27 protein-coding genes and 2 tRNA genes are annotated in these 25,561 nt (G+C 59.6%); 14 read left to right on the top strand and 15 right to left on the bottom strand.

What is annotated here, in order from left to right:
• Positions 1-170 precede the first annotated feature (170 nt).
• From N434_RS23140 to N434_RS23120, 5 genes are all read right to left on the bottom strand, one after another.
• Positions 171-245, bottom strand: a tRNA-Glu gene (locus N434_RS23140).
• Positions 246-707: 462 nt separating this feature from the next.
• Positions 708-1,481 (bottom strand): amino acid ABC transporter ATP-binding protein, encoded by a 774-nt coding sequence (locus tag N434_RS23135; protein WP_110760459.1) that lies wholly within the window; start codon positions 1,479-1,481, stop codon positions 708-710.
• An 11-nt stretch (positions 1,482-1,492) separates the two neighbouring features.
• Positions 1,493-2,650: an amino acid ABC transporter permease gene (locus tag N434_RS23130; protein WP_065115757.1), complete on the bottom strand. Its 1,158-nt coding sequence runs from the start codon at positions 2,648-2,650 to the stop codon at positions 1,493-1,495.
• Positions 2,651-2,653: 3 nt separating this feature from the next.
• Entirely contained in the window at positions 2,654-3,850 is a 1,197-nt protein-coding gene (locus N434_RS23125) for an amino acid ABC transporter permease (protein ID WP_110760458.1), read from the bottom strand.
• Positions 3,851-3,958: 108 nt separating this feature from the next.
• Positions 3,959-4,981, bottom strand: coding sequence for an amino acid ABC transporter substrate-binding protein (locus N434_RS23120; protein ID WP_065115755.1), 1,023 nt, complete (start codon positions 4,979-4,981; stop codon positions 3,959-3,961).
• A gap of 376 nt (positions 4,982-5,357) precedes the next feature.
• Here N434_RS23120 and N434_RS23115 point away from each other — a divergent pair, with 376 nt between their 5' ends.
• Positions 5,358-6,545, top strand: coding sequence for a cystathionine beta-lyase (locus N434_RS23115; protein ID WP_110760457.1), 1,188 nt, complete (start codon positions 5,358-5,360; stop codon positions 6,543-6,545).
• Positions 6,546-6,554: 9 nt separating this feature from the next.
• Here N434_RS23115 and N434_RS23110 read toward each other — a convergent pair whose 3' ends face one another.
• Positions 6,555-7,724 (bottom strand): FAD-dependent monooxygenase, encoded by a 1,170-nt coding sequence (locus tag N434_RS23110; RefSeq protein ID WP_110760456.1) that lies wholly within the window; start codon positions 7,722-7,724, stop codon positions 6,555-6,557.
• A 30-nt stretch (positions 7,725-7,754) separates the two neighbouring features.
• Positions 7,755-8,000 (bottom strand): zinc-finger domain-containing protein, encoded by a 246-nt coding sequence (locus N434_RS23105; RefSeq protein WP_065115752.1) that lies wholly within the window; start codon positions 7,998-8,000, stop codon positions 7,755-7,757.
• 170 nt (positions 8,001-8,170) lie between these two features.
• On the opposite strand from N434_RS23105, the gene N434_RS23100 reads away from it, so the two are divergent.
• The 3 genes from N434_RS23100 to N434_RS23090 all read left to right on the top strand — a co-directional run bounded on the left by N434_RS23100 (position 8,171) and on the right by N434_RS23090 (position 10,328).
• Positions 8,171-8,947, top strand: a complete 777-nt coding sequence (locus tag N434_RS23100) for an alpha/beta fold hydrolase (protein ID WP_065115720.1) — start codon at positions 8,171-8,173, stop codon at positions 8,945-8,947.
• A gap of 201 nt (positions 8,948-9,148) precedes the next feature.
• Positions 9,149-9,973, top strand: a complete 825-nt coding sequence (cysE, locus tag N434_RS23095) for a serine O-acetyltransferase (protein WP_065115719.1) — start codon at positions 9,149-9,151, stop codon at positions 9,971-9,973.
• Positions 9,974-10,124: 151 nt separating this feature from the next.
• Positions 10,125-10,328 carry a DUF3126 family protein gene (locus tag N434_RS23090; protein WP_003524869.1) on the top strand — a complete coding sequence of 68 codons (204 nt, stop codon included), beginning with the start codon at positions 10,125-10,127 and terminating at the stop codon, positions 10,326-10,328.
• Positions 10,329-10,387: 59 nt separating this feature from the next.
• Here N434_RS23090 and N434_RS23085 read toward each other — a convergent pair whose 3' ends face one another.
• Positions 10,388-11,782, bottom strand: a complete 1,395-nt coding sequence (locus N434_RS23085) for a cytochrome P450 (protein WP_110760455.1) — start codon at positions 11,780-11,782, stop codon at positions 10,388-10,390.
• A 111-nt stretch (positions 11,783-11,893) separates the two neighbouring features.
• Here N434_RS23085 and N434_RS23080 point away from each other — a divergent pair, with 111 nt between their 5' ends.
• Positions 11,894-12,547: a TetR/AcrR family transcriptional regulator gene (locus N434_RS23080; RefSeq protein WP_110760454.1), complete on the top strand. Its 654-nt coding sequence runs from the start codon at positions 11,894-11,896 to the stop codon at positions 12,545-12,547.
• A 92-nt stretch (positions 12,548-12,639) separates the two neighbouring features.
• Here the strand turns inward: N434_RS23080 and fdhA are convergent, their stop codons facing one another.
• Both fdhA and N434_RS23070 read right to left on the bottom strand, forming a co-directional pair.
• On the bottom strand, positions 12,640-13,830 hold the full coding sequence (gene fdhA / locus N434_RS23075) for a formaldehyde dehydrogenase, glutathione-independent (RefSeq protein ID WP_065116211.1): 1,191 nt from the start codon (positions 13,828-13,830) through the stop codon (positions 12,640-12,642).
• 343 nt (positions 13,831-14,173) lie between these two features.
• Complete coding sequence (locus N434_RS23070; RefSeq protein WP_110760452.1) at positions 14,174-15,046, bottom strand: ATP-binding protein; 873 nt, start codon at positions 15,044-15,046, stop codon at positions 14,174-14,176.
• Positions 15,047-15,253: 207 nt separating this feature from the next.
• Here N434_RS23070 and yajC point away from each other — a divergent pair, with 207 nt between their 5' ends.
• The 5 genes from yajC to N434_RS23045 all read left to right on the top strand — a co-directional run bounded on the left by yajC (position 15,254) and on the right by N434_RS23045 (position 20,097).
• Complete coding sequence (gene yajC, locus N434_RS23065; RefSeq protein ID WP_003495911.1) at positions 15,254-15,601, top strand: preprotein translocase subunit YajC; 348 nt, start codon at positions 15,254-15,256, stop codon at positions 15,599-15,601.
• Positions 15,602-15,683: 82 nt separating this feature from the next.
• Entirely contained in the window at positions 15,684-18,248 is a 2,565-nt protein-coding gene (secDF, locus tag N434_RS23060; RefSeq protein ID WP_110760451.1) for a protein translocase subunit SecDF, read from the top strand.
• Positions 18,248-18,640 carry an Mth938-like domain-containing protein gene (locus N434_RS23055; RefSeq protein ID WP_065115714.1) on the top strand — a complete coding sequence of 131 codons (393 nt, stop codon included), beginning with the start codon at positions 18,248-18,250 and terminating at the stop codon, positions 18,638-18,640. The genes secDF and N434_RS23055 overlap by 1 nt, the downstream gene beginning before the upstream one ends.
• Positions 18,641-18,663: 23 nt before the next feature.
• Positions 18,664-19,509: a phytoene/squalene synthase family protein gene (locus tag N434_RS23050; RefSeq protein ID WP_110760450.1), complete on the top strand. Its 846-nt coding sequence runs from the start codon at positions 18,664-18,666 to the stop codon at positions 19,507-19,509.
• A 129-nt stretch (positions 19,510-19,638) separates the two neighbouring features.
• Positions 19,639-20,097 carry a hypothetical protein gene (locus tag N434_RS23045; RefSeq protein ID WP_065115712.1) on the top strand — a complete coding sequence of 153 codons (459 nt, stop codon included), beginning with the start codon at positions 19,639-19,641 and terminating at the stop codon, positions 20,095-20,097.
• Positions 20,098-20,115: 18 nt separating this feature from the next.
• On the opposite strand, the gene N434_RS23040 is transcribed toward N434_RS23045, so the two are convergent.
• From N434_RS23040 to lipB, 3 genes are all read right to left on the bottom strand, one after another.
• Positions 20,116-21,051 carry a DMT family transporter gene (locus tag N434_RS23040; protein WP_065116210.1) on the bottom strand — a complete coding sequence of 312 codons (936 nt, stop codon included), beginning with the start codon at positions 21,049-21,051 and terminating at the stop codon, positions 20,116-20,118.
• A gap of 73 nt (positions 21,052-21,124) precedes the next feature.
• On the bottom strand, positions 21,125-22,192 hold the full coding sequence (locus tag N434_RS23035; protein ID WP_110760449.1) for an NAD(P)-dependent alcohol dehydrogenase: 1,068 nt from the start codon (positions 22,190-22,192) through the stop codon (positions 21,125-21,127).
• A gap of 66 nt (positions 22,193-22,258) precedes the next feature.
• Positions 22,259-22,990 carry a lipoyl(octanoyl) transferase LipB gene (gene lipB / locus N434_RS23030; RefSeq protein WP_110760448.1) on the bottom strand — a complete coding sequence of 244 codons (732 nt, stop codon included), beginning with the start codon at positions 22,988-22,990 and terminating at the stop codon, positions 22,259-22,261.
• A 189-nt stretch (positions 22,991-23,179) separates the two neighbouring features.
• On the opposite strand from lipB, the gene N434_RS23025 reads away from it, so the two are divergent.
• The 3 genes from N434_RS23025 (at position 23,180) to N434_RS23015 (ending at position 24,271) form a co-directional block, all read left to right on the top strand.
• Positions 23,180-23,264, top strand: a tRNA-Leu gene (locus N434_RS23025).
• On the top strand, positions 23,235-23,846 hold the full coding sequence (locus tag N434_RS25855) for a hypothetical protein (protein WP_181424051.1): 612 nt from the start codon (positions 23,235-23,237) through the stop codon (positions 23,844-23,846). The genes N434_RS23025 and N434_RS25855 overlap by 30 nt, the downstream gene beginning before the upstream one ends.
• Complete coding sequence (locus tag N434_RS23015) at positions 23,846-24,271, top strand: PAS domain-containing protein (protein ID WP_110760447.1); 426 nt, start codon at positions 23,846-23,848, stop codon at positions 24,269-24,271. Before N434_RS25855 ends, N434_RS23015 begins: the two co-directional genes overlap by 1 nt.
• A gap of 73 nt (positions 24,272-24,344) precedes the next feature.
• On the opposite strand, the gene N434_RS23010 is transcribed toward N434_RS23015, so the two are convergent.
• Positions 24,345-24,512 (bottom strand): Thivi_2564 family membrane protein, encoded by a 168-nt coding sequence (locus N434_RS23010; protein ID WP_003502827.1) that lies wholly within the window; start codon positions 24,510-24,512, stop codon positions 24,345-24,347.
• A gap of 111 nt (positions 24,513-24,623) precedes the next feature.
• On the opposite strand from N434_RS23010, the gene N434_RS23005 reads away from it, so the two are divergent.
• Positions 24,624-25,049, top strand: a complete 426-nt coding sequence (locus N434_RS23005) for an OsmC family protein (protein WP_110760446.1) — start codon at positions 24,624-24,626, stop codon at positions 25,047-25,049.
• Between the two features lie 3 nt (positions 25,050-25,052).
• On the opposite strand, the gene N434_RS23000 is transcribed toward N434_RS23005, so the two are convergent.
• A complete protein-coding gene (locus tag N434_RS23000) occupies positions 25,053-25,547 on the bottom strand; it encodes a peptide deformylase (RefSeq protein ID WP_110760445.1) in 495 nt (164 codons plus the stop codon).
• Positions 25,548-25,561: the final 14 nt, after the last annotated feature.

Genomic DNA, 25,561 nt, shown 5'->3' with positions numbered 1-25,561 from the left:
AGCCGGTCGATTTGCCCGCTGGCGCCTCATCCGGCTTGCCTTCCATCGGGGGGGACAGCACTCTAACGTGCCGACCCGGAATCGGTTCCGGCGCGTTGATCACGCGAGACGAATTCGCGATCTGCGCGGCAGTTTTATATTTTTTTTTGGGGGGAGAACACGAAGGCAAGTGGCACGCCCTAGGGGAGTCGAACCCCTCTTTTCAGAATGAAAATCTGACGTCCTAACCGATAGACGAAGGGCGCGTGCGCTTGTGGTGTGGCGCCCTTATAGTCAGGCTCCGGTTGCTCCGCAAGCGGAAAAATGCATGATTTGACAAAAAAATGACATGGGCGGCCAAAGCCCCTGCAAAACAAGGATTTCCGTTTCGTAACAAATGGTTAAATGGTTGCTGCATTCGTAGTTCCAGCGCTTTTTGCGTGTGGAGAACGATGTGGGGCACCAATCTGGAAGGGGCTGCGATTCACTCAAGGCAGCTGTGGATGTGAGCGGAATGCGCCGTCATCATATCAATGGTGAGCTTCGCCAGATGCTCCAGCGTCATCACCGGCTTGTCCCGGGTATCTGCCGCCGATTGATTTTGGTGATGTGTTCAGGTCCTTGGGACAAGCCCGGGGATGACGCTGAATGCAGGGACGGGCTGGCCGTTACCAATGAAAAACGGGGCCGAAACGGCCCCGCTGGATGATGCTTCGATGGTAAAGGTCTCAGTGCAGAATCTGGCTGAGGAACAGCCGGGTCCGCTCGTGCTGCGGATTGTCGAAGAATTCGGCGGGCGAGTTCTGTTCGACGATCTGGCCCTGGTCCATGAAGATGACGCGGTTGGCGACCTGGCGGGCGAAGCCCATTTCGTGGGTGACGCACAGCATGGTCATACCGTCTTCGGCGAGGCTGACCATGGTGTCGAGCACTTCTTTCACCATTTCCGGGTCGAGCGCCGAGGTCGGCTCGTCGAACAGCATGATCTTCGGCTTCATGCAGAGCGAGCGGGCAATCGCCACGCGCTGCTGCTGGCCGCCGGAGAGCTGGCCGGGATACTTGTTCGCCTGCTCGGGAATCTTGACGCGCGTCAGATAGTGCATCGCCACTTCTTCGGCTTCCTTCTTCGGCATCTTGCGAACCCAGATCGGCGCCAGCGTGCAATTTTCGAGGATCGTCAGATGCGGGAAGAGGTTGAAGTGCTGGAACACCATGCCGACTTCACGACGCACCTCATCGATCTTTTTCAGATCGTTGGTGAGTTCGATGCCATCGACATTGATGGTGCCGGACTGGTGCTCTTCCAGCCGGTTGATGCAGCGGATCATGGTCGATTTGCCCGACCCGGAAGGGCCGGCAATGACGATACGCTCACCGCGCATGACCTTGAGGTTGATATCGCGCAGCACGTGGAAGTCGCCATACCACTTGTTCATGCCGATGAGTTCGATTGCCACGTCCGTTGTCGAGACGGCCAGTTTTTTTGCTTGGGTTTCTGCCATTTGAGCGTCCCTTATCGTTTATGCCCGGTGTCGAGGTGCCGTTCCATGAACAGCGAATAACGCGACATGCCGAAGCAGAATATCCAGAATACGAAGCCTGCGAAAATATAGCCAGTCATGGCGGTGACGGGCGTGGCCCAGTTCGCATCCGATTGGTTGAGTGTGACAATGCCGAGCAGGTCGAACATGCCGATGATCGAGACCAGCGACGTGTCCTTGAACAGCCCGATGAAGGTGTTGACGATGCCCGGAATGACAAGCTTCAACGCCTGCGGCAGTACGATCAGTCTCGTCTTCTGCCAGTAGTTCAGGCCGAGCGAATCCGCACCTTCATATTGTCCCTTGGGAATGGCCTGCAGGCCGCCGCGGATCACCTCCGCCATATAGGCGGACGAGAAGAGCGACACACCGACGAGCGCGCGCAGGAACTTGTCGAAGGTCCAGCCGTCGGGCAGGAACAGCGGCAGCATGATGCTGGCGAAGAACAGGACGGTGATCAGCGGAATGCCTCTGATGACTTCGATGAAGAGCACGCAGAGCATCTTGATCACCGGCAGGTTGGAGCGCCGGCCGAGTGCCAGAAGAATGCCGAAGGGCAGGGAGACCGTGATCCCGAAGAAGGACAGGATCAGGGTCACCATCAGGCCGCCCCACAGCTGCGTTTCCACCTTCGGCAGACCGAAGACGCCGCCGATGAGCAGGAAAAACGCAATGAAAGGCAGGATGATGAAAAGCGCCAGCGCGTTGAGGCGCTTGAATGGCGCTTTTGGAATCAACATCGGGATCAGGAGGATGGCGAACGCCACCATCACAAGGATCGGACGCCAACGCTCATCGAGCGGATAGCGGCCAAAGACGAATTGCCCGAGCTTGGCCGATACGAAGGCCCAGCACGCACCGGACTGGCCGTCCGGCAGCGCACCGCCCTGCGAAGCGGTCAGGCAGGCGATACGATCGCTGCCGGTCCATACCGCGTCGATGAAGAGCCACTTGACGATCGGCGGCACCAGATAGGCGAGCAGGGCGATGGCAAGGACGGTGAGGACCGTATCCTTTGGCGTGGCGAAAAGTTTGGTGCGCAGCCAATGGCCCAGTCCGACGGCGCTTGACGGTGCGGGCCGGGCTTCCTCGATGGTCTGTCGCACGAAGGCGTGATTGCTTGTTGTCATCGATTATCGCTCCACCAGGGCCATTTTCGCGTTGAACCAGTTCATGACCACGGCCGTGAGCAGGGACAGCGAGAGATAGATGACCAGCCAGATCGCAACCACTTCGACCGCCTGACCCGTCTGGTTCAGGATCGTGCCGCCGACGGAGACGATGTCGGCGAAACCGACAGCGACCGCAAGCGAGGAGTTCTTGGTCAGGTTGAGAAACTGGCTCGTCAGCGGCGGGATGATGATGCGCATCGCCTGAGGCACGACGATCAGGCGTGTCGTGGTGCTGGAACGAAGCCCGAGCGCATCCGCAGCTTCCGTCTGCCCCTTTGCCACAGCCTTGATGCCGCCGCGAACGATCTCGGCGATGAAGGAGGCGGTGTAGAAGGACAGCGCGAGGAACAGCGACATGAATTCAGGCGCAACGACCGCGCCGCCGGTGAGATTGAACCGTCCGGCAATCGGATAGTCGAATGTCAGCGGTGCGCCGAGCGCGAGGAATGTCGCAAGCGGCAGGCCGATGATGAGAAGCGTCAGGGTAAGGCCGGTGCGGAACTGCTGACCGGTTTTCTCCTGCCTCGCCTTGGCCCAGCGATAGATGAAGACGCTGATGACGATGGCGACGAGGAAGGCCACCGGCACGAGCCAGATACCTTCACCCCAGAGCGGCTTCGGAAAGAAGAAGCCGCGATTGTTGAGATAGCTGCCGAGCGGCAGTTCCAGCGATTCGCGGGCCTGCGGCAGAACGGAGATGACGCCCTTGTACCAGAAGAAGATGACGAGCAGCGGCGGGATGTTGCGGAAGATTTCCACATAGGCCTGCGCGAGTTTCGAAATCAGCCAGTTGTTGGAGAGCCGGGCGATGCCGACGATGAAACCGATGATCGAGGCGGCGATGATGCCGAAAAATGCGACCTGGATCGTGTTGAGAATGCCAACGAGCAATGCACGGCCATAGGTCGCGTCGCTGGTATAGGCGATCAGCGACTGGCCGATATCGAAGCCGGCTCTTCCATTGAGGAAGCCGAAGCCGGATGAAATGTTGGACCGTTGAAGATTGGTGATCGTATTCGTCACGATGATCCAGACGAAGGCGGTCAGGATGACGACAGTCAGGACCTGATAGAAAACTCCGCGTATGCGTGGATCGTAGATAAGTGACGACGCGCTTTGCGCGCGCGATCGTTGCGAACTGACCGCGTTGCCTGCCATAGGCACCTTTCCCTTTTATATGCTCTTTGCGAGCTTATTTATATAATTTTAAATGGAGGCCGGGCGTTGCCCAGCCTCCTGTCATGATCTAGCCGATGATGGGGTCGATCAACGGACCGGCGGTGCGTATTGCAGGCCGCCCTTGGTCCACAGCGCGTTCTGGCCACGCTCGATCTTCAGCGGCGAGCCGGCACCGACGTTGCGGTCGAAGACTTCGCCGTAGTTACCCACCAGCTTGATGATGTTGTAGGCCCAGTCGTTGGTTACGCCGAGATCGGTACCGATCTTGGTTCCTTCTTCCGTGCCGAGCAGACGCTTGATGTCCGGATTGGCGCTGTTCTTCTGCTCATCGACGTTCTTGGAGGTGATGCCCAGCTCTTCGGCATTGACCATGGCGTAGTGAACCCAGGTCACGATGTCGAACCACTGGTCGTCACCCTGACGAACGGCCGGTCCGAGCGGCTCCTTGGAGATGACCTCGGGCAGGACGATGTTGTCGTCCGGGTTCTTCAGCTTCAGGCGGATGGCGTAGAGGCCGGACTGGTCGGTGGTGTAGACGTCGCAACGGCCGGAATCATAGGCGGAGGTTGCGTCGGCTTCCTTTTCGAAAACGACCGGATTGTACTGCAGGTTGTTGGTCTTGAAGTAGTCGGCGAGATTGAGCTCGGTGGTCGTGCCGGTCTGAACGCAGACGGCGGCGCCGGAAAGCTCAAGAGCGGACTTCACGTTGAGGCCCTTCTTGGCGATGAAGCCCTGACCGTCATAGTAGTTGACGGTGCGGAAGTTGAAGCCGAGCGACGTGTCGCGGCTGATGGTCCAGGTGGTGTTACGGGTCAGAACGTCGACTTCACCGGACTGGAGGGCAGGGAAGCGGTCCTTGCTCGAAAGAGCGACAAACTTCGCCTTGGAAGGGTCACCGAAAACCGCTGTGGCAATGCCACGGCAATAGTCCACGTCGATGCCGGACCATTCGCCCTTGTCATCGGGATTGGAAAATCCCGGAATGCCGGCGCTCACGCCGCAGGTGACGAAACCTTTTCCCTTCACGTCCTGAAGTGTCGCAGCCGAAGCGACCGAGGCTCCTCCCAAAACTGCTGCGCCAATGGCGGCTGACAGAATTGCCTTTTTCATTTTTCCCAACCTTTGTTTGTTATCGTCAATCGCAAGGGGACCGGCATGTTTGTTTTGCCCCAGCTCCCCCCTCAGCGAGATCTTTTCGATCCGCTTTTTCTATCACAATCGCAATTGGCAGCGGGGTCAAGACGTGCCGGCGATAATTGTGCCTATAAAACGGAATTTTCGAAATTTTGGTCGGGAAGTGTGCAAAGGGTGAAAATATAAGCATATTTTTGCGGAAATTTGCACTTGCACGATTTTTGTATACTTCTTGTATGCTGTTTCATGATGGATCAATCGACCCATCATGCGAGGGTTCACGGGACTTGACCTTGCCTTCCGCTCTCCGCATTGTCGCACGCGTCAATATTCTTTCGAAAGCTGATCTGAAATGACCAAGACAAATGACCTGCTTTCCGCCGCAGGTGTGAATACGCGCCTGACCCATGGCGGCAATGATCCCGCGGACTGTTTCGGTTTCGTCAACCCGCCCATCGTGCGTGGCTCTACCGTCCTTTTCCCGGATGCGGAGACGCTTTCGACAGAAAACCAGAAATACACCTATGGCACTCACGGCACGCCGACGACCGATGCGCTGTGCAACCTCGTCAACGAGCTGGAAGGTTCTTTCGGAACTATCCTCGTGCCCTCGGGGCTTGCGGCGATCACCGTGCCGTTCCTTGCCTATCTCGGTGCGGGCGATCATGCGCTTGTCGTCGATTCCGTCTATTTCCCCACACGCCGCTTCTGCAACACGATGCTGAAGAAGCTCGGTGTGGAGATCGAATATTACGATCCCGCGATCGGGGCTGGCATCGAAGCGCTGATCCGGCCGAATACGAAACTCGTGCATCTGGAAGCGCCGGGTTCCAATACGTTCGAGATTCAGGATGTCCGGGTAATCACGGAGATCGCCCATAGGCATGACTGCGTGGTCACGATGGACAATACCTGGGCGACGCCGCTTTATTTCAAGCCGCTCGATTTCGGCGTCGATATTTCCATTCACGCCGCCACCAAATATCCCTCTGGGCATTCCGATGTGCTGATGGGGTTCGTCTCGGCCAATGAAAAACACTGGAAGGCGCTTTATCAGGCCAATACCAATCTTGGCATCTGCGTCACCTCCGATGATGCCTACCAGATTCTGCGCGGCATGCGCACCATGGGAATCAGGCTGGAACACCATCAGAAAAGCGCGCTCGATATCGCTCAATGGCTGGAAGGCCGCAACGATGTGGCGCGCGTGTTGCATCCGGCCCTGCCGAGCTTTGCCGGTCACGAACTCTGGAAGCGTGATTTCAAGGGCGCGAGCGGTGTCTTCTCCTTCGTATTGAAGGCGGAAGAGGGCAAATACAAGCAGGCGGCGGCGGCCTTTCTCGATGCGCTGACCTTCTTCGGGCTCGGTTATTCCTGGGGCGGATACGAATCGCTTGCCGTGGCGGTCTCGCTCATCGACAGGACGATTGCCAAAGGTCCCTCCGAAGGGCCGGTCATCCGCCTTCAGATCGGGCTTGAGGATGTCGCTGATCTCAAGAAAGACCTCGAGGCCGGCTTTGCGGCCGCAGCCGGCATCTGACCTTAGTCATCAGCCCCTGGCGTGATAGCCATAAAGCCAGTCGAAGTCGTGCAGGAAGGCACTGGCGGGACGCGTTGAAAACACGAAGTCCCGCGCAATTCGGACCGGGCCTGTGGCGTGATAGGCAAAACGATTGAGAGAGGCCCGTTTGCGGGCCTTTTCTATGCGCGGGAGGCGCAAGGCCTCGAAAGCGGCAAGGGCCTGCGGCACGGGTAGGGGCTCTGCGGCAAGCACGCCGGCAAGTTCGAAGGCATCCTCTATCGCCATGGCCGCGCCCTGGGCGGCAAAGGGCATCATGGCGTGCGCCGCGTCGCCGATCAGCACCGTGTCACGGCCATTATGCCAGCGCCCCGGACCGGCCTGATAGAGCGGCCAGAACGTTGGATCTTCGGCTTTTTCCAGCAACCGCAGCAAATCCGGGCTCCAGCCGCGAAACTGTTCGAGCAGCATGGATTTCTGCCGTCCGCTCGATTCGGCGCGCCAGGTGGCGCCGGGATCGGCGCCCAGTGCAATGGCGACGATGTTGAAGCCGCCGACTTCCTTGAGCGGATAAGCGACGATATGGCCGCGGGAGCCGAGATAGGCGGTAACGGCGCTTTTGTTGATGGCGGACGGAACATTGTTTTCGGTGACCGTGAAACGCCAGGCGATATTGCCGGAAAAGGTGGCTGTCGGCGCGGCAGGAACGGCAAAGCGGGCCGCCGACCAGACGCCATCGGCGCCAACGATCAGATCGTGATCGCGGAAGGTGGTTGCGGCAATGATATCGGCGGTGGCGTTTTCTATGCGCTTGCCGAGATGCAGCCGGCAGAGCGGATTGCGTGTCACCGCATGGAGAAGTGCACCTTGCAGTGTCGAGCGGTGCAGCACGCCATAGGGTGCGCCCCAGCGTGTGCGGGCCACCGTGCCCATCGGCAGGGAGAGCAGCGTGGCAAGCGATTTTCCGGAGGCGAGGTCGACGCTGACCGGTTCGGTCCAGCGCGCCTCGATTTCCGGCAGCACGTCAAGCGTGGCAAGTATGCGGGCGGCGTTGGGTGACAGCTGCAGGCCGGCGCCGACTTCCGTGAGTTCACCCGCCTGTTCGATGATGTCGCAGCCGATCCCGTGCCGGGCAAAAGAAAGTGCGGCGGTGAGACCGGCGATGCCGGCACCGACAATGGCTACGGATTTTATGGGCATTGGTGCGCCCCGATCAGGAAAGGTGGAAGGTCAGGCGGCCTTCACATGGAAGACGCAGCCCGGAGGATTGGTCTGCTCGGCCTTCAGCGACGGATTGTAGCGGTAAAGGGTGGAGCAGTAGGAACAGACCTTCTCGTTGTCGTCGCCCATGTCGATGAAGATATGCGGGTGATCGTAGGGCACGGAAGCGCCGGTGCACATGAATTCCTTGACGCCGATCTCGATCATGCGGTGTCCGCCATCGTTCTGGAAGTGGGGAATGGGATGCCCGGCCATGTTCGTCTCCAAATGCAATATCGTTATCGAGCCGCGATCCGCCTTCGCGCGTCGGCTCGCCGTTGCGGATATGTAGCCTCAAACGCATTGCATCTCCATAAAAATCGTCAGCGAAACATGTTCAACATTGCTAATTCCTGCCATATGGTCCGGCAAAAAGGATGTCCTTGATGAATCTCAACACGCCGCAGTTTTCCGATTTTTCCCATGACGGCCTTCGCCTTGCCTATTTCGACGAGGGCGATCCGGCGGGCGATCCGGTTCTGCTGATCCACGGCTTCGCCTCCAGCGCCAATGTCAACTGGGTGCATCCCGGCTGGTTGAAGACGCTGGGTGAAGCGGGCTACCGGGTGATCGCCATCGATAATCGCGGCCATGGCGCAAGCGACAAGCCGCACGATTCTGAAGCCTATTATCCGCCCGTCATGGCGGAGGACGCCGTGGCGCTGCTCAATCATCTCGGCATCGCCGAAGCGCATGTGATGGGCTATTCCATGGGTGCGCGCATTTCCGCCTTTCTGGCGATGGCGCATCCGGAGCGCGTGCGTTCGCTGGTCTTCGGCGGGCTCGGCATCGGCATGGTGGAAGGTGTCGGCGACTGGGATCCGATTGCGGAAGCGCTGCTTGCTCCCTCGCTCGATGTCGTCACCCATGAGCGCGGCCGCATGTTCCGCGCCTTTGCCGACCAGACGAAAAGCGACCGGCTGGCGCTTGCCGCCTGTATCGAGACATCGCGGGTTCTCGTCACGCGCGAACAGGCTGAGAAAATCGACGCGCCGACGCTGATCGCGGTCGGAACCAAGGACGATATCGCCGGTTCCGGCGCGGAGCTTGCCGCGATCATGCCGCATGCACGGGCGATCGACATTCCCGGCCGCGATCACATGCTGGCCGTCGGCGACCGGGTGTTCAAGGCGGCGGTTCTGGAGTTTTACCGCTCGCTTTGATCGGGAGCATTTCCGGGAAAAAGTGGAACCCGGTTTTCTGTCCGCAAATGCGGCAACGCTCAGGACGGCAAGAAACGGTTTTTCATGCTGCATGAAGAAAAACTGAAGCCTTGCCGCCTTTAAAGTCGTCATTCGAATCCCATTTCTAATGCACGTCTTTTTCTGTATAAAGAACGACCACTGCAAACGAGGAGACCATTCATGGTCGCACGTACCGAGGCCCGTCAGCCCGAACAGCTGGCGATCGTCGATCCCATCTGGGGCAGCCTGCTCAATGAAGCCCGAAGTGCCGCGGCACAGGACCCGCTGCTTTCCGCCTTCCTTTATTCGACGATCCTCAATCACCGGTCTCTCGAAGAATGTGTGATCTACCGTATCTGCGAACTCCTCGATCATCCCGACATGCAGGCCGTGCTTCTGCGCCAGACCTTTCAGGACATGCTGGATGACTGGCCGGAATGGGGAAGCGTGCTGCGCGTCGACATTCAGGCCGTCTACGATCGCGACCCGGCCTGCACGCGCTTCATGGAGCCGCTCCTTTATTTCAAGGGGTTCCAGGCCATCCAGACCCATCGCCTCGCCCACTGGCTGCTGCAGAAGGGCCGCAAAGACTTTGCGTTTTATCTGCAGAGCCGCTCGTCGAGCATCTTTCAGACCGATATCAATCCGGCGGCGCGCATCGGCAAGGGCATCTTCCTCGACCACGCCACCGGGCTGGTGGTCGGCGAAACGGCCGTCATCGGTGATAACGTCTCCATCCTGCATGGCGTCACGCTCGGCGGCACCGGCAAGGAGGGGGCGGACCGCCATCCGAAGATCGCCAATGGCGTGATGATCGGGGCGGGGGCGAAAATCCTCGGTAATATCGAGATCGGCAGCTGCTCGCGCATTGCCGCCGGCTCGGTGGTGCTGAAGCCGGTTCCGCCCAAGACCACGGTTGCCGGCGTGCCGGCGCGCGTGGTGGGAGAAGCAGGGTGTTCGGAACCCTCGCGACTGATGGACCAGCTTATCGGAGCCGATATCTGACCACCCCGGAATTTTCGCGGTCGTCCGTATGGAAGACAGCGTGCGAAAGACATGGCCTGTGAAAGGCTGGGGCGATGCGCCGCTTTCACTTTACTTTGGCCTTTGTCCCATGCCAAAAGCGGGCCAACGCGAACCGCACAGGAGAATAGTGGTGAAAGCCGACGAAATCAAAAAACTCGACGCCTATTTCAAGCGCACCTTCAACCCGACGATGGTGGTCAAGGCGCGTCCGCGCAAGGACGATTCCGCCGAAGTGTATCTTGGCGAAGAGTTTCTCGGCGTTGTCTATATCGACGACGAGGACGGCGACCGCTCGTACAATTTCTCCATGGCGATCCTCGACGTCGACCTCTGACCGTCACCACTCGGTGACGGGTGGATTTTCGCATTTATCTATCAGTCGCCCGCGGTGGTTCACGCCGCGGGCGATCTGTTTTTTCGCTGTGTGATCCTCATCATCAGCCGGTCCTGCGGCCGCAATGTCACGCGCATCAGCGGCTCCGCCGCAGCCGGTGACGTGTTTTTAAGATGGATCGTCTGCAAGAGGACGGCAAGAATCGCCACGGCCTCCATCATGGCAAAGGCATTGCCGATACAGACGCGCGGACCGGCGCCGAAGGGCATATAGGCATAACGGTGGCGCGCCTTGACCTTTTCGGGTTCGAAGCGTGACGGGTCGAAACGTTCGGGCTCGTCCCACAGCGCGGCGTGCCGGTGCACGGCATAGATCGGCACATAAAGAATGGTTCCGGCCGGGATATCGTGCTCGCCGAGCCTGAAATCCTGCCGTGCCGTGCGGGTGATGACCGGGGCGGGCGGGTAAAGCCGCATCGCCTCCGAAAACACCTGCCGGGTGTAGGTGAGATTGGCGATATGTTCGGCCGCGACCGGCTCGCCGGCGGTGACGGCTTCGATTTCCTCGATGATTTTTCTTTCCGTTTCCCGGTTCTGCGACAGAAGATGGAAGCTCCAGGCAAGGCCGAGCGCCGTCGTTTCATGGCCGGCGGTGATGAAGGTCAGCAGATTGTCGATGATTTCCTCATCGCTCATCATGCGCCCGGTTTCCGGGTCCCTGGCTTCCAGCAGCATGGAGACGAGATCGGTTCTGTCGGTCGGGTTTGCCCGCCGCCCGGCAATCACCTTCGCGAGACTGGCGCGCAGGTAATCGACGGCGGCGCGGGATTTGCGCCGGCCGGGATGCGGCAGCCATTCCGGTGCGCCCAGCATGGCGAGCGCGAAGGTCCAGCCAGTCGGCCTCAGATAATCGGTGATGCTCTGTTCGACGTGCGCGATATCAATGTCGTATCCGCCGGACATCATGGTTTCCACGATGATGTCGAAGGTGGTTCGCATCATTTCGTGGCCGATATCGATGTTACCCATTGAGGGGGCGCGCCAGCGTGCTTGCGTGCGCCGTGCCGTGTCGATCATGACCGGCAGCAAATCCAGTAGCTTTTCGTGGCGGAAGGCGGCGGCAACGGATTGTCTTTGCCATTTCCAGTGGTCGCCATCGGCGGTCAGAAGACCCTGACCGAGGGCGGGGCCGAGCACCCGGCGCACGTCCTCACCCTTGCCGAGCAGGTGGGCGTTCTTGACCAGTGCCTCATGGATCAGTGCGGGATCGGCAAGATGCACACGCATCGTGCCACCGAGACGGGTGAAGACCGCCGGTTTGCTGAAGATTTCCGGCGGCAGTGCCTTCAACGGATTGCGGACAAGCGAGATTGCGAGACGTGCCGCCGCGAATTTCGACAGGGGTTCCGTCTCGGTTACATCCATGGACGGGGTGGAAAGGCCGGTTCCGATCATCGACAGCTCCTTAATTCACGTTGAATGACGGGACATTGCTGTTAAGGTGTATACCTTATTTTAGATACTTAAGGTGCATGCCTTAGATTTCAATGACGGGACGCGATTTTGATGAAGAACAATGATGCGGAACGACCACGGCGCACGCGGGACAGGATTCTGGATGCCGCCCTTGACCTCTTCAACGAGCGCGGGCCTGACCGGGTGACGACGGCTGAGATCGCCCTTTCAGTCGGTATCAACGAGGGTAATCTCTATTATCATTTCCGCACCAAGGAATCGCTGGTTCTCGCCCTGTTTGCGCGGTTCGAAGCCGATGCGATGGTTCTTGTCGCAACCGTTGACGGGGCAGATGAGGCGGCGGCGGCCACCTATGCCGGTTTTCTTCGGCAATGGTTCTCGCTGGTGTGGAATTACCGCTTTCTGTTTCGCGATCTGGTCGGGCTCGTCGCGCTGGCGCCGGGGCTGGTGGAGCCGGTCAGGGCCATAAGCGCCACCATGCGGCTGGCGGTTGGCGACATTGTCGGCCGGATGCAGAAAGCCGGATTGGTGACCATTCCCGAAAGCGAGCGCGATGCGGTTCTGACGAATCTATGGATCGTCTCGACCTATTGGGCTGCCTATCTCAATCTGCAGGAGGGTGTTGGCGAATTCAGGCCGCAGCAGCTGGACTGGGGGCTGCAACAGGTCTCCAGCCTGTTCCGGCCCTATCTCTCCGCCGAGGCAAGGGTCGAGCTTGAGGCTCTTGTCGAGAACGACATGTAATATCTCCGGCCGGAGACATGATTGGCTTGCAAAACACCCGCGACGAAATATGTCGCGGGCGTTTCGTCATTCTGGTTTACCGACGGCAGGCGTCAGGCCGCCTTGAGCAGATCGCCGTGGGGATCGAGCACGAATTTGGTTGCCGCGCCCTGATCGAAGCTTTCATAACCCTGCACGGCATCGTCGAGCGCGATGATCTTCGCATTGACGATATCGGCAATCGGCAGGCGGTCATGCAGGATCGCCTGCATGAGTTGGCGATTATACTTCAGCACCGGCGTCTGGCCGGTGTGGAAGGATTGCGCCTTTGCCCAGCCGAGGCCGAAACGCAGCGACAGGCTGCCCTGTTTTGCCGCGGCGTCGACCGCGCCGGGGTCCTCGGTGACGTAAAGGCCGGGAATGCCGATCGAACCGGCGGCGCGGGTGATCTCCATCATCTGGTTGAGAACGATGGCCGGCTGCTCGCCGCCCGCATGGCCGCGTGCCTCGAAGCCGACGGCGTCGATGGCGCTGTCGACCTCGTTGGTGCCGACGATCTCGGCGATCATGTCGCCCAGCCGGTCCCCCTTGGAGAGATCGACGGGTTCGAAACCGACTTTTGCCGCATGTGCGAGGCGATCCTTGTTGAAATCGCCGATCATGACGACCGCGGCGCCGAGAATGCGGGCGGAGGCGGCAGCCGCAAGGCCGACCGGGCCGGCGCCCGCGACATAGACCGTGGAGCCGACACCGACGCCCGCCTTGACCGCGCCGTGGAAGCCGGTCGGCAGGATGTCCGACAGCATGGTGAGGTCGCGGATCTTCGACATCGCCCTGTCGCGGTCAGGGAATTTCAGAAGGTTGAAATCGGCATAGGGGATGGTGACATAACGGGCCTGTCCGCCGATCCAGCCGCCCATGTCGACGTAACCGTAAGCGCCGCCGGCGCGCGACGGGTTCACCGTCAGGCAGACGCCGGTATCCTGTGACTTGCAGCAGCGGCAACGGCCGCAGGCGACGTTGAATGGCACCGAGACGATATCGCCGATTTCCAGCATTTCGACATCGACGCCCTTTTCGATGACTTCGCCGGTGATTTCATGGCCAAGGACGAGACCCGGCATCGCCGTGGTGCGGCCGCGCACCATGTGCTGATCGGAGCCGCAGATATTGGTGGAAATCACCTTGAGAATAACGCCGTGTTCGATACGGCGGCCATCCGGCGCCTCAAGCTTGGGGTCGTCAATATCGCGGACCTCCACCTGACCCGGCCGCATGTAGACGACGCCTCTGTTCCTGCTCATATCCATCTCCTCCTGGGGGTTGAACGCCAATGCCGGCCCGCTCCTCCGCGGGCAGGATATCGTCACAATGCACGCGTGCGAGCCGCTGTTCGGCTCACACGGAATCGTCCGGCGAGGGGATGGAAAGGGGAATTGCCGCACGTCCTGAAAGACGTAGCCTGTCTCCCGATCATCGCCCGCCGCAGCCACCGGCATTTCGCCGGTGTTCCGACTGTTCCGCCCTGAAATTCGAAGCGGAACCGGATATCTGCAGCAAACCATGCGGGACGAGGCTTGTCGTTCGGGAATACGACACGCTTTGTGGCCGTAACGACACCGGCTTTCGCCTGATGTCACGGTGTCGTTATCGGTCGATGGATTTTCTCAGGCGTCCGGCGGCGTCCTGAATATATTGCCAGGCCACACGGCCGGAGCGGCCGCCGCGGGTGGTTGCCCATTCCAGCGCTTCGTGATGCAGGGTTTCGCGGTCCAGACCCAGATCGAAGTGTTCGGCGTAACTGTCGATCATCGTCAGATAGTCTTCCTGGCCGCATTTGTGGAAGCCGAGCCACAGGCCGAAGCGGTCGGAGAGAGAAACTTTTTCCTCGACTGCTTCCGACGGGTTGATGGCGGTCGATTGTTCGTTTTCCATCATGTGGCGTGGCAGCAGATGGCGCCGGTTGGAGGTCGCATAGAAGAGGACATTGTCCGGCCGGCCTTCGATACCACCATCGAGCGCCGCCTTCAGCGATTTGTAGGCCGTGTCGTCATGATCGAAGGAGAGATCGTCGCAGAACAGAATGACGCGCTGATCCGAGATTTTCAGTATGTCGAGCAAAGCGGGCAGGGTGTGGATATCCTCACGGTGCACTTCCACCAGTTTCAGGGGAACGCCGCTTGCGGTGCGCACATCTTCGTGAACCGCCTTGACCAGCGAGGACTTGCCCATGCCGCGCGCGCCCCACAAAAGCACGTTGTTGGCGGGAAAACCATCGGCGAAACGCAGGGTGTTTTCATGCAGGATGTCACGCACATGATCGACGCCGCGAATGAGTTTGAGCGCGATACGATTGGGGCGGGGGACCGGCTGCAGAAAGGAATTGACCGGCGACCAGACGAAACAATCGGCTGCATTCCAGTCGTTTACGGCGGGGGCGGGGCCGGCCAGCCGCTCCACGGCAACGTTCAGCCGGCGCAGTTCGGCAAGAAGCAGGGTGGCCGTTTCTTCTCGAATCATGGTGTTTCTTCCGCTTGTCTGGTGTTCAAAACTCTGTTTTGCGACCGGCCTAGCATGGTGTTTCCGGCCCATAAAGGTTAAGAGGTCCGGAATCGGTACGGCGTGGGCCCTGCATCTGTTGCAATCCCGGCGTTCCCCACTATATTCCGGCGGCTTGAAAGCTGGGGCGGCATACGAGGTCGTGCCGTAATCGTTGAGGAGTTTTATATGTTCATTAGTCAAGCTTTTGCCCAGGACGCAACGGGCGGCGCATCGGCCTTCGGTTCCGGCCTGGAAATGCTTTTCCTGTTTGCGCCCCTTATGGTCGTCTGGTACTTTTTCCTCATCCGCCCGCAGCGCGCGCAGATGAAGAAGCGCCAGGAAACGCTGACCAGCATTCGCCGTGGCGATCAGGTCGTTCTTGGCGGCGGCATCGTTGGCAAGGTGACCAAGGTCATCGATGACAATGAACTCGAAGTCGAAATCGCCGAAGGCGTGAAAATCCGCGCTGCCCGCGCTTATATCGCCGAAGTGCGTGTCAAGGGTGAAGTGGTCAAGACGGAAGCCGCTTCCTGATCCTGCCGGATAACCGGACGCCCGATTGCGAATTTTGACGGGTTGCGCTGTCCGCGCAACCCCAACCCTGACCGAGATCGAAATGCTTCATTTTTCCCGTTGGAAAACAGTCTTCATCTGGCTGCTTGTGCTGGCAAGCGTCTTCATCGCCTCTCCCAACCTGTTTTCGGAAAAACAGCTGGAGAGCATGCCTGCCTGGTACAAGGACAACAAGGTAACGCTCGGTCTCGACCTTCAGGGCGGCTCGCACATCATGCTCAAGATCGAGCGTTCCGACATTGTCAAGGAACGGCTTGAGACGATTGTTGGCGATGTGCGTACCCAGCTTCGCGATGCCAACATCCGTTATTCGGGGCTCACCGGCAACGGCCAGCAGATTCAGGTTCGCATCAGCGATCCCGCCCAGCTGGAAGCCGCCAAGACGGCGCTACGCGATCTGACGCAGCCGGTATCCGCCGGAACGCTGGTCGGCGGCTCCATCACCGAAGTGACGATGAGCGACGGCGGCGACAATCTGCTGCGCCTCAACCTTACGGATGAAGGCGTCGATTACCGCCTGTCGTCGGCCGTATCGCAGTCGATCGAAGTCGTGCGCCGCCGCGTCGACGAAGTCGGCACCACCGAGCCGCTCATCCAGCGCCAGGGTTCCGACCGCATCATCGTGCAGGTGCCGGGCCTTCAGGATCCTCAGCGTCTGAAATCGCTGCTCAACCAGACGGCAAAGCTGTCCTTCCGCATGGTCGACACCACCATGCCGGTGCAGGAAGCGATGAACGGCCGTCCGCCCGCGACCTCTGAAGTTCTCTATTCGCAGGACGATCCGCCGGTTCCCTATCTGGTGGAACGCCGCGCGCTCGTTTCCGGCGATAATCTCGTCGACGCACAGGCGAGCTTCAACCAGCAGACCAACGAACCCGTCGTCACCTTCCGCTTCGACAGCCGTGGCGCGCAGCGCTTTGCGCAGGCGACGCAGCAGAATGTCGGCAAACCTTTCGCCATCGTGCTCGATAACCAGGTCATTTCCGCACCTGTCATCCGCGAGCCGATCATCGGCGGTTCGGGACAGATTTCCGGCAGCTTCTCGGTGCAGGGCGCTAACGACCTTGCTGTTCTTCTGCGCGCGGGCGCGCTGCCGGCCACGCTGACCGTCGTTGAAGAACGCACGGTCGGTCCGAGCCTTGGTAACGACTCCATCACCGCCGGCCTGACGGCAAGTGCCATCGGCGCCGTCGGCGTCCTCATCTTCATGTTCGTCTTCTACGGATTCTTCGGCCTGCTGGCGAACATCGCCCTTGTCGTCAACGTCATCATGCTGCTCGCCGTTCTCAGTGTGATCGGGTCGACGCTGACATTGCCAGGTATCGCCGGTATCGTTCTGACGATCGGCATGGCGGTGGATTCCAACGTTCTGATCTACGAGCGAATACGCGAGGAAGTGAAAAGCGGCAAACCGCTGATCCAGTCACTGGATAACGGCTTTACCCGCGCCTTTGCGACCATTATCGACGCCAACCTGACGACGCTGATCGTGGCGAGCGTGCTGTTCTACATGGGCACCGGCCCGGTCAAGGGCTTTGCGGTGACGCTCGCCGTCGGTATCATCACCACCGTCTTTACCGCCTATACGCTGACGGCGTGGATGTTCGGCTACTGGGTTCGCCGCAGCCGTCCGAAGCATCTGCCGAAGGGCGTGCGCACGGCCATGTTCGATGGCCGCGACATTCCCTTCATGCGCTATCGCCGCGTGGTGTTCATGATCACCGGCGCGATCATGCTCGCCTGTATGGGCGGTTTCGTGGCCAAGGGTCTGAACCTCGGCATCGACTTCCAGGGCGGCTCCGTCATTGAAGTGCGCGCCAAGCAGGGTGAAGCCGATCTCGCCGATATCCGCGATCGTCTGAACCAGCTGAACCTCGGTGAAATCCAGGCGCAGAACTTCGGCACGCCGCAGGATGTCCTCATCCGTATTCAGGCGCAGGAAGGCGGCGAGAATGCCGAGCAGTCCGCCATCACCATGGTGCGTGGCGAACTTGAGGACAAATACGATTTCCGCCGTGTGGAAGTCGTCGGTCCGGCCGTGTCGGGTGACCTTACCTACACGTCCACGATCGGTATCATACTCGCCATGACGGCGATCATGGTTTACATCTGGGTCCGCTTCGAATGGCAGTTTGCGCTCGGCGCTGTCATCTCCATGGTGCATGACGTTGTCTTCACAATCGGGCTCTTTGTCTTCCTGGGGATAGAGTTCAACCTCACGAGTATCGCGGCGATCCTGACGATCATCGGTTATTCGCTGAACGATACCGTCGTCATTTACGACCGTATCCGCGAAAACCTCAGGCGTTATAAAAAGATGCCGCTGTCGATGATCATCGATGCATCGCTGAACCAGACGCTGTCGCGCACGATCCTCACCGGTCTGACCGTGCTTCTGGCATTGCTCGCGCTCTACCTCTTCGGTGGCGAGGTTATCAGGTCCTTCACCTTCGCCATGCTGTTCGGTGTCGGTATCGGCGTGTTCTCGTCGCTCTATATTGCCGCACCGGTGCTGATCGCCTTCAAGCTGCGTCCCGATAACAAGGATGCGGAAGACGAGAAGGACGAAAAACCCGGCAATGCCATCGGCGGCAAGCCTGCCGTCTGATGGCCGGCGGGATCGAAATACGCCCGGCCCATTTTCCCGGCCGGGCGCCCATCGATGCCTATGGCAATGGCGGTTTCCGTTTTGCCGAGATGTCGCATCGCGGCTCGCTTCTGCTTCTGCCTTCGGGCATTTACGGGTGGGAGCCCGTCGATGCGAAAGAATTGACCCTCGGGCATTTCGAGAAGGTTCTGGCGGAGGCGCAGGACATAGAAGTGCTGCTGATCGGCACGGGTGACGGCATGCGGGTGCTGCCAAAGGAATTGCGCGCGGCCTTCAGGGAAGCGGGCATTTCCGTCGACCCGATGAGCACGGGTGCTGCCGTGCGCACCTATAATATCATGCTTTCGGAATCGCGCGCCGTGGCTGCGGCGCTGATTGCCGTCGAAGGCTGACAGGACGTTTCGCGCGGGGAACCATGGCACCCACAGAAAATCTCGACGTCTGCCTCGCGACGCTGCGCGATACCGATCGCGACCGCTATCTCGCCTGTCTTCTGTCGCCTGCCGATAAGCGCAACGCTCTGGCGGCGCTCTATGCCTTCAACGCCGAAATCGCGCGTATCCGTGATTCCGTGCGCGAGGCGCTGCCCGGCGAAGTGCGCATGCAATGGTGGCGCGACCTGCTTGAGGGCAATGCGCATGGGGACAGCCAGTCCCACCCCGTCGCGGCGGCGCTTCTGGCCGTGATCGAGCAGCATCGCCTGCCGCGCCCGGTGCTGGTCAATATGATCGAGGCGCGTATCTTCGATCTCTACGATGATCTGTTCGAGGATCGCAACGCGCTTGAGGGTTATGCGGGGGAAACCGCGTCCGCCCTTATTCAGCTGGCGAGCCTGGTGCTTTCCCCGCAGGACGCTGCGACCAGCGCGGAAGCGGCAGGGCATGCGGGTGTGGCGCAGGCCATGGCCGGTATCCTGCTTCTCATGCCGCTGCATCGCCGTCGCGGGCAGGTCTATATTCCCGCCGACATGCTCTCGGCCGCCGGGCTCGATCGCGAGACCTTTCTCGAGGGCGCGGACCGGCAACGGATCGGTATTGCCATCGAGCTGTTTGCCGCGCACGCGCTGGATCATCTTGAAAAGGCCCGGCGTGCGACGACCTCCAAGGCCGTTTTTGCCGCCTATCTGCCTGTTGCCCTGTCCGGCCCTGTTATCGTTGCCGCCCGAAAGGCTGGATCGGGAGTGTTCGAAGGCGAATTGCAGCTGTCGCAGCTTCGCCGGCAATGGCTTCTCGCGAAGGCATCGTTTCTCAAGCGCTTCTGATCTTCAGCGGCGCCGTGTCTCTCCGCCACGCCACACTTCACGCAAGCCTCGACCTATATGAACCTGAAACGGGTTCGCGTCGTTTCGATTCGCGAATCCAAAGGTTTCGGTGCTTAGGGAGCGTCCCGGATGAATTTGGCGATCTGGATTATCGTCTTCGTGCTGCTTTCGGTCTTTGCCGTTTATGCCTGGCGCATGTCGCGGGCGACGGAGGATGACAACAGCCATGATGTGGGGCAGGCGATCATGGATTTCGCCCGTGCCTTTCCGAACGAGGCGATCAGAAGCCTTCATATGACGGCGGATGGCGGCGCGGCCTTTGTGCGGCTGCACGACAACAAGGCCGGCTTCATGCGCAACATGGGCTCGCATTATGTGTGCGTGATGATCGATCCCGAGCGCATCAGGATAGAGGGTCTGGAAAGCGGCGACGGTTTCGTGGTCACCTTCTTCGACATGCCGAAATATAGCGGCTCCTATCGTTTCAAATCCGCGGGTGAAGCGGCGGAGGTTTCGCTCTGGCTGCTTGGCAGTCTCGTCGAAGCGCAGGATCATCACGATGAAGGGCCGCTGCCCTCCGGCACCTGACGGGACGGGTGTCAGGCGTCATTGCCCATCGAGCGGCGGTGTCGCATGGGCCTGCTTGCTTTCGCGCCAGATGATGAACAGGCCGGATGCGACGATGATGAGGATGCCGAGCCATTTCGATGGCGTCGGGAAATCCGAAAACAGCGCATAGCCGAGAACTGTCGCCGAGATGATCTCGAAATACTGGAAAGGCGCCAGCAGCGACAGCGGGGCCAGCCTGAAAGCCCTGACGATCAGCAAGTGCATGTAGCCGGATATCGATCCCAGCAGGATGAGCAGGACAAGCGCGAAGCCGGATTGCGGAAGCGAGATCGCAAAATCCCTGTCGCCCAGCGCATCACCGGCCAAAAGCACCGCGCCCATGAATATGGTGCCGGCAATGCCGGACATGGTCTGCATGACCAGCGGGCTGTCGGCGTCACCGATGGCGCGGTTCAGGAACAGGTAAAGCGTATAGAGAAAGGCGCAGGCGACCGGCAGGAGCGAGGTCCAGCCGAAGATCTCGAAACTCGGCTGAATGACGATCAGCGCGCCACCAAAACCGACGACAATTGCCATCCAGCGCTTCCAGCCGACCTTGTCGCCGAGGAAGAGGGCCGACATCATCGTCAGCATGAAGGGCTCGACGAAATAGATGGCGAAGACATCGGCAAGCGGCATGTATTTGACGGCGGCGAAGAACATCAGGCTGGCTGAGGCATGCAGCACGCCGCGCAGGCAGTTCATCCACGGCCGTTTGGCGCTGAACAGCGCCCTGGGCGAGACTACGAGCAGCAGCGGCAGGGTGCACAGGACCTGGAAGAAAAAGCGATAGAAGGTGACCTGCGCCGGCGACATGCCGCCGCTGACCGCCATGTATTTGGCAATCGCATCCATGACCGGCAGCACGAACATGCAGCCTGCCATGATGGTCATGCCCTTGGCGACATCGCTGAAACCGGTCTGGCTGGTCATGGTTCGGGCTGCGCTTTCGACCGAAAGGTCCAATGAGGAAGGGGACGCCCGAAAGGCCGCCCCCCTTTCAAGGTCAGGCGGCCTTCTGGCGCGGCAGGCTCTTCATATCAATGACGAAACGATAACGCACATCGCTTTTTATCATGCGTTCATAAGCGTCATTGATCTGATCGATATCGATCATCTCGATTTCGGCGGCGATGCCTTTCTCGGCGCAGAAATCCAGCATTTCCTGAGTTTCGGGAATGCCGCCGATCATAGAACCGGCAAAGGTCTTGCGGCCGGGGATGAGGCTGAAGGCCAGCACCGACAGCGGTTTTTCCGGTGCGCCCACCTGCACCAATGCGCCATCGCGCTTCAGCAGCGCGAGATAGGCGTTGATGTCGTGATCGGCGGCCACCGCGTCGATGATGAGATCGAGGCTGGAAGCGGCCTTGCGCATCTGTTCGGCATCACGGGAAACGATCACCTCGTGGGCGCCGAGCTTTTTTGCATCTTCCGCCTTGCCGGGCGACGTGGTGATCATCACCACCGTTGCCCCCATGGCATTGGCAAGCTTCACGGCCATGTGGCCGAGGCCGCCGAGGCCAACGACGCCGACGCGCTTGCCGGGACCGGCGTTCCAATGGCGCAGCGGCGAATAGGTGGTTATGCCGGCGCAGAGCAGGGGCGCCGCGGCCGCCGGATCGAGCCCTTCTGGAATATTGAGCACGTAGCGGTCATCCACCACCACATGGGCGGAATAACCGCCGAGCGTATGCGCGCCGCCGCCCATCGCCTTGTCAGGCGAATTATAGGTGCCGGTCATGCCGTTTTCGCAATATTGCTCCAGCCCTTCGGCGCAGCTTGCGCATTCCCGGCAACTGTCGACGATACAGCCGACGCCGACACGGTCGCCCGCCTTGAACTTCGTGACATCCGAACCCAGCCGTGCGACACGGCCGATGATTTCGTGGCCGGGAACGCAGGGGTAGAGGGAGCCCGGCCATTCGCTGCGGGCCGTGTGGATATCCGAGTGGCAGACGCCACAGAATTCGATCTCGATTTCGACATCGCGCGGGCCGGGATCGCGACGCTTGATTGTCGCGAGCTTCATCGGTGAAGAACCGTCATCGCAGGCATAAGCGGACGTTGTGAACATGGTCGTTCCTCCTCTTGTGGTGATCGATGCTGGAAACACCGGCCTGCGGCAAAGGTTGCGGTGGAATCAGCCGCCTGCGCCGGTTTCGGGCACTGCCGGGCCAAAAACCTCCTCGAAGGCCTCGCGCAGCAGAACGTCGACATCACCGATCATAACCGGCAATCCGAGATCGACAAGGCTGGTGACGCCATAGGTGCTGATGCCGCAGGGTACGATTCCAGAGAAATGCCCGAGGTCGGGGTCGACGTTGATCGACAGCCCGTGGAAGCTCACCCATTTGCGCAGCCTGATGCCAAGCGCGGCGATCTTGTCCTCGGCCATGCCGCCATCCGGCAGAAGCGGTTTTTCAGGCCGCCTGACCCAGACGCCAACCCGGTCCTCGCGCCGCTCGCCGCGCACATTCATCTTGTCCAGCGTGCGGATGATGACATCTTCCAGTGCAGCCACATAGGCGCGGACATCCTGCCGGCGTCGTTTCAGGTCGAGCATGACGTAGACGACCCGCTGTCCCGGCCCGTGATAGGTATATTCGCCGCCGCGGCCCGTCGCAAAGACAGGAAAACGGTCCGGTTCTATAAGATCGGCGGCATCGGCGCTGGTGCCGGCCGTGTAAAGCGGCGGATGCTCCAGAAGCCAGACGAGTTCGTCGGCCTCGCCGGCGGCGATGGCGGCAACTTCCCGCTCCATTTCCTCGATTGCCTGCCCGTAAGGGACGAGACCTTCGGAGATTCGCCAGCGAACGGGCGGCGAACCGGGGGTCGGCAGCATATTTGTCTCGATATCCGTGCGTGTGAGCATGAAAAAGTCCTTTCCACAGCCTTCTCGCAAAATGGCGGGAGGCCGGCAACCCCAGCATTTCCGGGCTTCCTGCATATAGGGCGGCGCGGTGCGATTTTTAATTTCAAAAAACTGTCACGACGCTCTTGTGCACCGAAAATCCTTTTGCTACATGCACCCCCGTCGGCGCAAGTTGACATCTACCACGATGCGGTCGTGGCGGAATTGGTAGACGCGCAGCGTTGAGGTCGCTGTGGGGCAACCCGTGGAAGTTCGAGTCTTCTCGACCGCACCAAAGAAACCCGCTTCGGCGGGTTTTTTCTTTTTCAGGCAATTGGTTAGCCTTGAATTCCGTGGAACGGAAAATCCCACTGGCGTAAATTATTCGCACTTTCGACGGTGCCCCGCCTTTTATCTTTTTGCCGGAGCGCTGCAATTTGACAGCGGCAAATTATGGGCTTGCCGCCGTCCGCATCGAGCCTTTCCAGGCTTAGCGTCGGATAATATTCGAAGCGGTACCGTTTTCCTGATGGTTTCCATCACCAACGCGATACGGGTCGCCATCCATGACCTGATCCATCCGCCATCCGCTTCCACGATATGGGCTTTCCCAGGTCTGGCATCCCGCCAGAACGACGGTTGCGGTCAGCAGTCCAAAAGTAAGGGCGGTTCGCAGCATATTGAGCTCCTTCGAAATGGTATCCCAAGTCATGTAGGTGCCGGATGGCTGTTTTGCGACGTCTCTTCGGAATTTATCGTTGCTTCCAGACCGATAACGGAATTTGAGCATCAGGAAATTTCGGTGGATATCGATGCACGCTGCGGTAGCCGGGTGGTCTACCCTGCAAAAACGAGGGGTGGAATATTAGAGGTCTGATGTTAGCTTTTGTCAGGAAAAAATGTCCGGGGGTTTTCGTGCTGGGGGACAAGACGGATTCAGACAAAGCGCTCGGTTATTATATGTGGAGCATTTCCGACAACAGGCTGATCATGGATGCGGTTACCGCTGAATGCCATGGATTTTCCGAGCCGGTGGCATCGCGTGGTGTGACGATCGAAGCGGTTCTTGAAAAAATTGACGTCGAAATGCGCGACCGGGTGGCGCAGGCCATTTTTGACAGCATCACCACCGGTGTGTTCTTCGACCAGCGTTACAAGGTCAACCTGCCGGACGGTTCGGTGCGCTGGATCGTGGCGAAGGGCAGGGCGATCTTTGACGCGGACAATACGCCGTTTCTCGGTATTGGCAGCGTTCGGGATATAACCCTGAAGAAGCCCTATCAGTTCGAGCCGCGCCAATAGGGACCGGGCTCTGGACATATTATAAAAAGAGGCGGCTTTCGCCGCCTTTTTCCGTTCGCGTGTCACCGGGACATCAGAAGACCGCGAGATATTTCAGCAGCGAAATGATGCCGATGATGATGACGATCACCTGGGCGATCTGTTTCGCGCCGCCGCCCACGGGCAGTCGTGCGATGAGCCACAAGACGAGCACAATCACCAGGAAGGTGATCAGAATGCTGACGAGCGTAGATGTAACCATATGTCCCAGCTCCCTTTTTAATCAATCTTCAACGGTCGTTCACCGTTGCGTGAGTAAAAGCGCGAGGCTAGTTTTGGTTCCATCGGCTGGAATCGAGATACGAGGCGGGATGTGAATCAGTTCAGGGTCAAGAAGCGGCCGACGGGTGCTGCGGTTACGCTTGGCCGTCTCGGCCATCCCGAGATCGTCACCGCGACCGGTGGCGCACTCACCGTGGTGACGGCGGCTTCGGAGCCGGGTTTCAACCCGCTTGATCTTCTCTATTCATCTCTCGCCGCCTGTCTGGCGCTGAGCGCCCGGATAGCAGCGAGCCGCATGGGAGTTCTCGACCGGTTCGAAAAGGTCACGGTGCATGTTTCCGGCGAAAAGGCGGAAGAGGAACCATCGCGTATTGTCCGCTTCGATATCCGCATCGCGATTGAGGGGGATTTCGACGGGCCGACCCGCGATGCAATTGCCCATGCCGCCGAAGATATATGCACCGTCAGCAATACGCTGAGGGGTGACGCGGAATTCATCCTGTCGATCGCCGGCTGAGTATCAGGGTTTGCGGGATTTCTCCCATTTTTTCACCAGCCGGTCGCGTTTCAGCTTGGAGAGGCGTTTAAGCCAGAAGATGCCGTCCAGCTGGTCGATCTCGTGCTGGATACAGATGGCATGGAACCCTTCGGCGGTCTGCCGGTGCTCCGCGCCGGATACATCGTGAAACCTCACCTCGACCCTGGACGGACGTTCCACCTCTTCCGTGAAGCCCGGCATGGAGACGCTGCCTTCCACATGCCGCATGGTCGGGGCGGATTGGCTGATGATTTCAGGATTGACGTAGGTCAGGACGGTTCCCGGTGTGAGTTCCAGCACAAAAACGCGTTGTTGCACGCCGATATGGGCAGCGGTAATGCCGACGCCCGGCGCGGCGCGCATGGTGTCGGTGAGGTCGGTCACCAGAGACTGCAGTTGCGTGTCAAAAACCGTGACCGGCACGCAGATATCGGAAAGGCCGGCATGGGGGTAGGGAAGGATCGGCCTGATTGCCAAGGAATGCTCCGTTC

This window comes from Rhizobium sp. UGM030330-04, from assembly GCF_003208455.1.
In the GTDB taxonomy this organism is placed as follows: domain Bacteria; phylum Pseudomonadota; class Alphaproteobacteria; order Rhizobiales; family Rhizobiaceae; genus Agrobacterium; species Agrobacterium rhizogenes_A.
The sequence above is the reverse complement of the archived record's forward strand: the minus strand, read 5'-3'. Positions and strand labels throughout refer to the sequence as shown.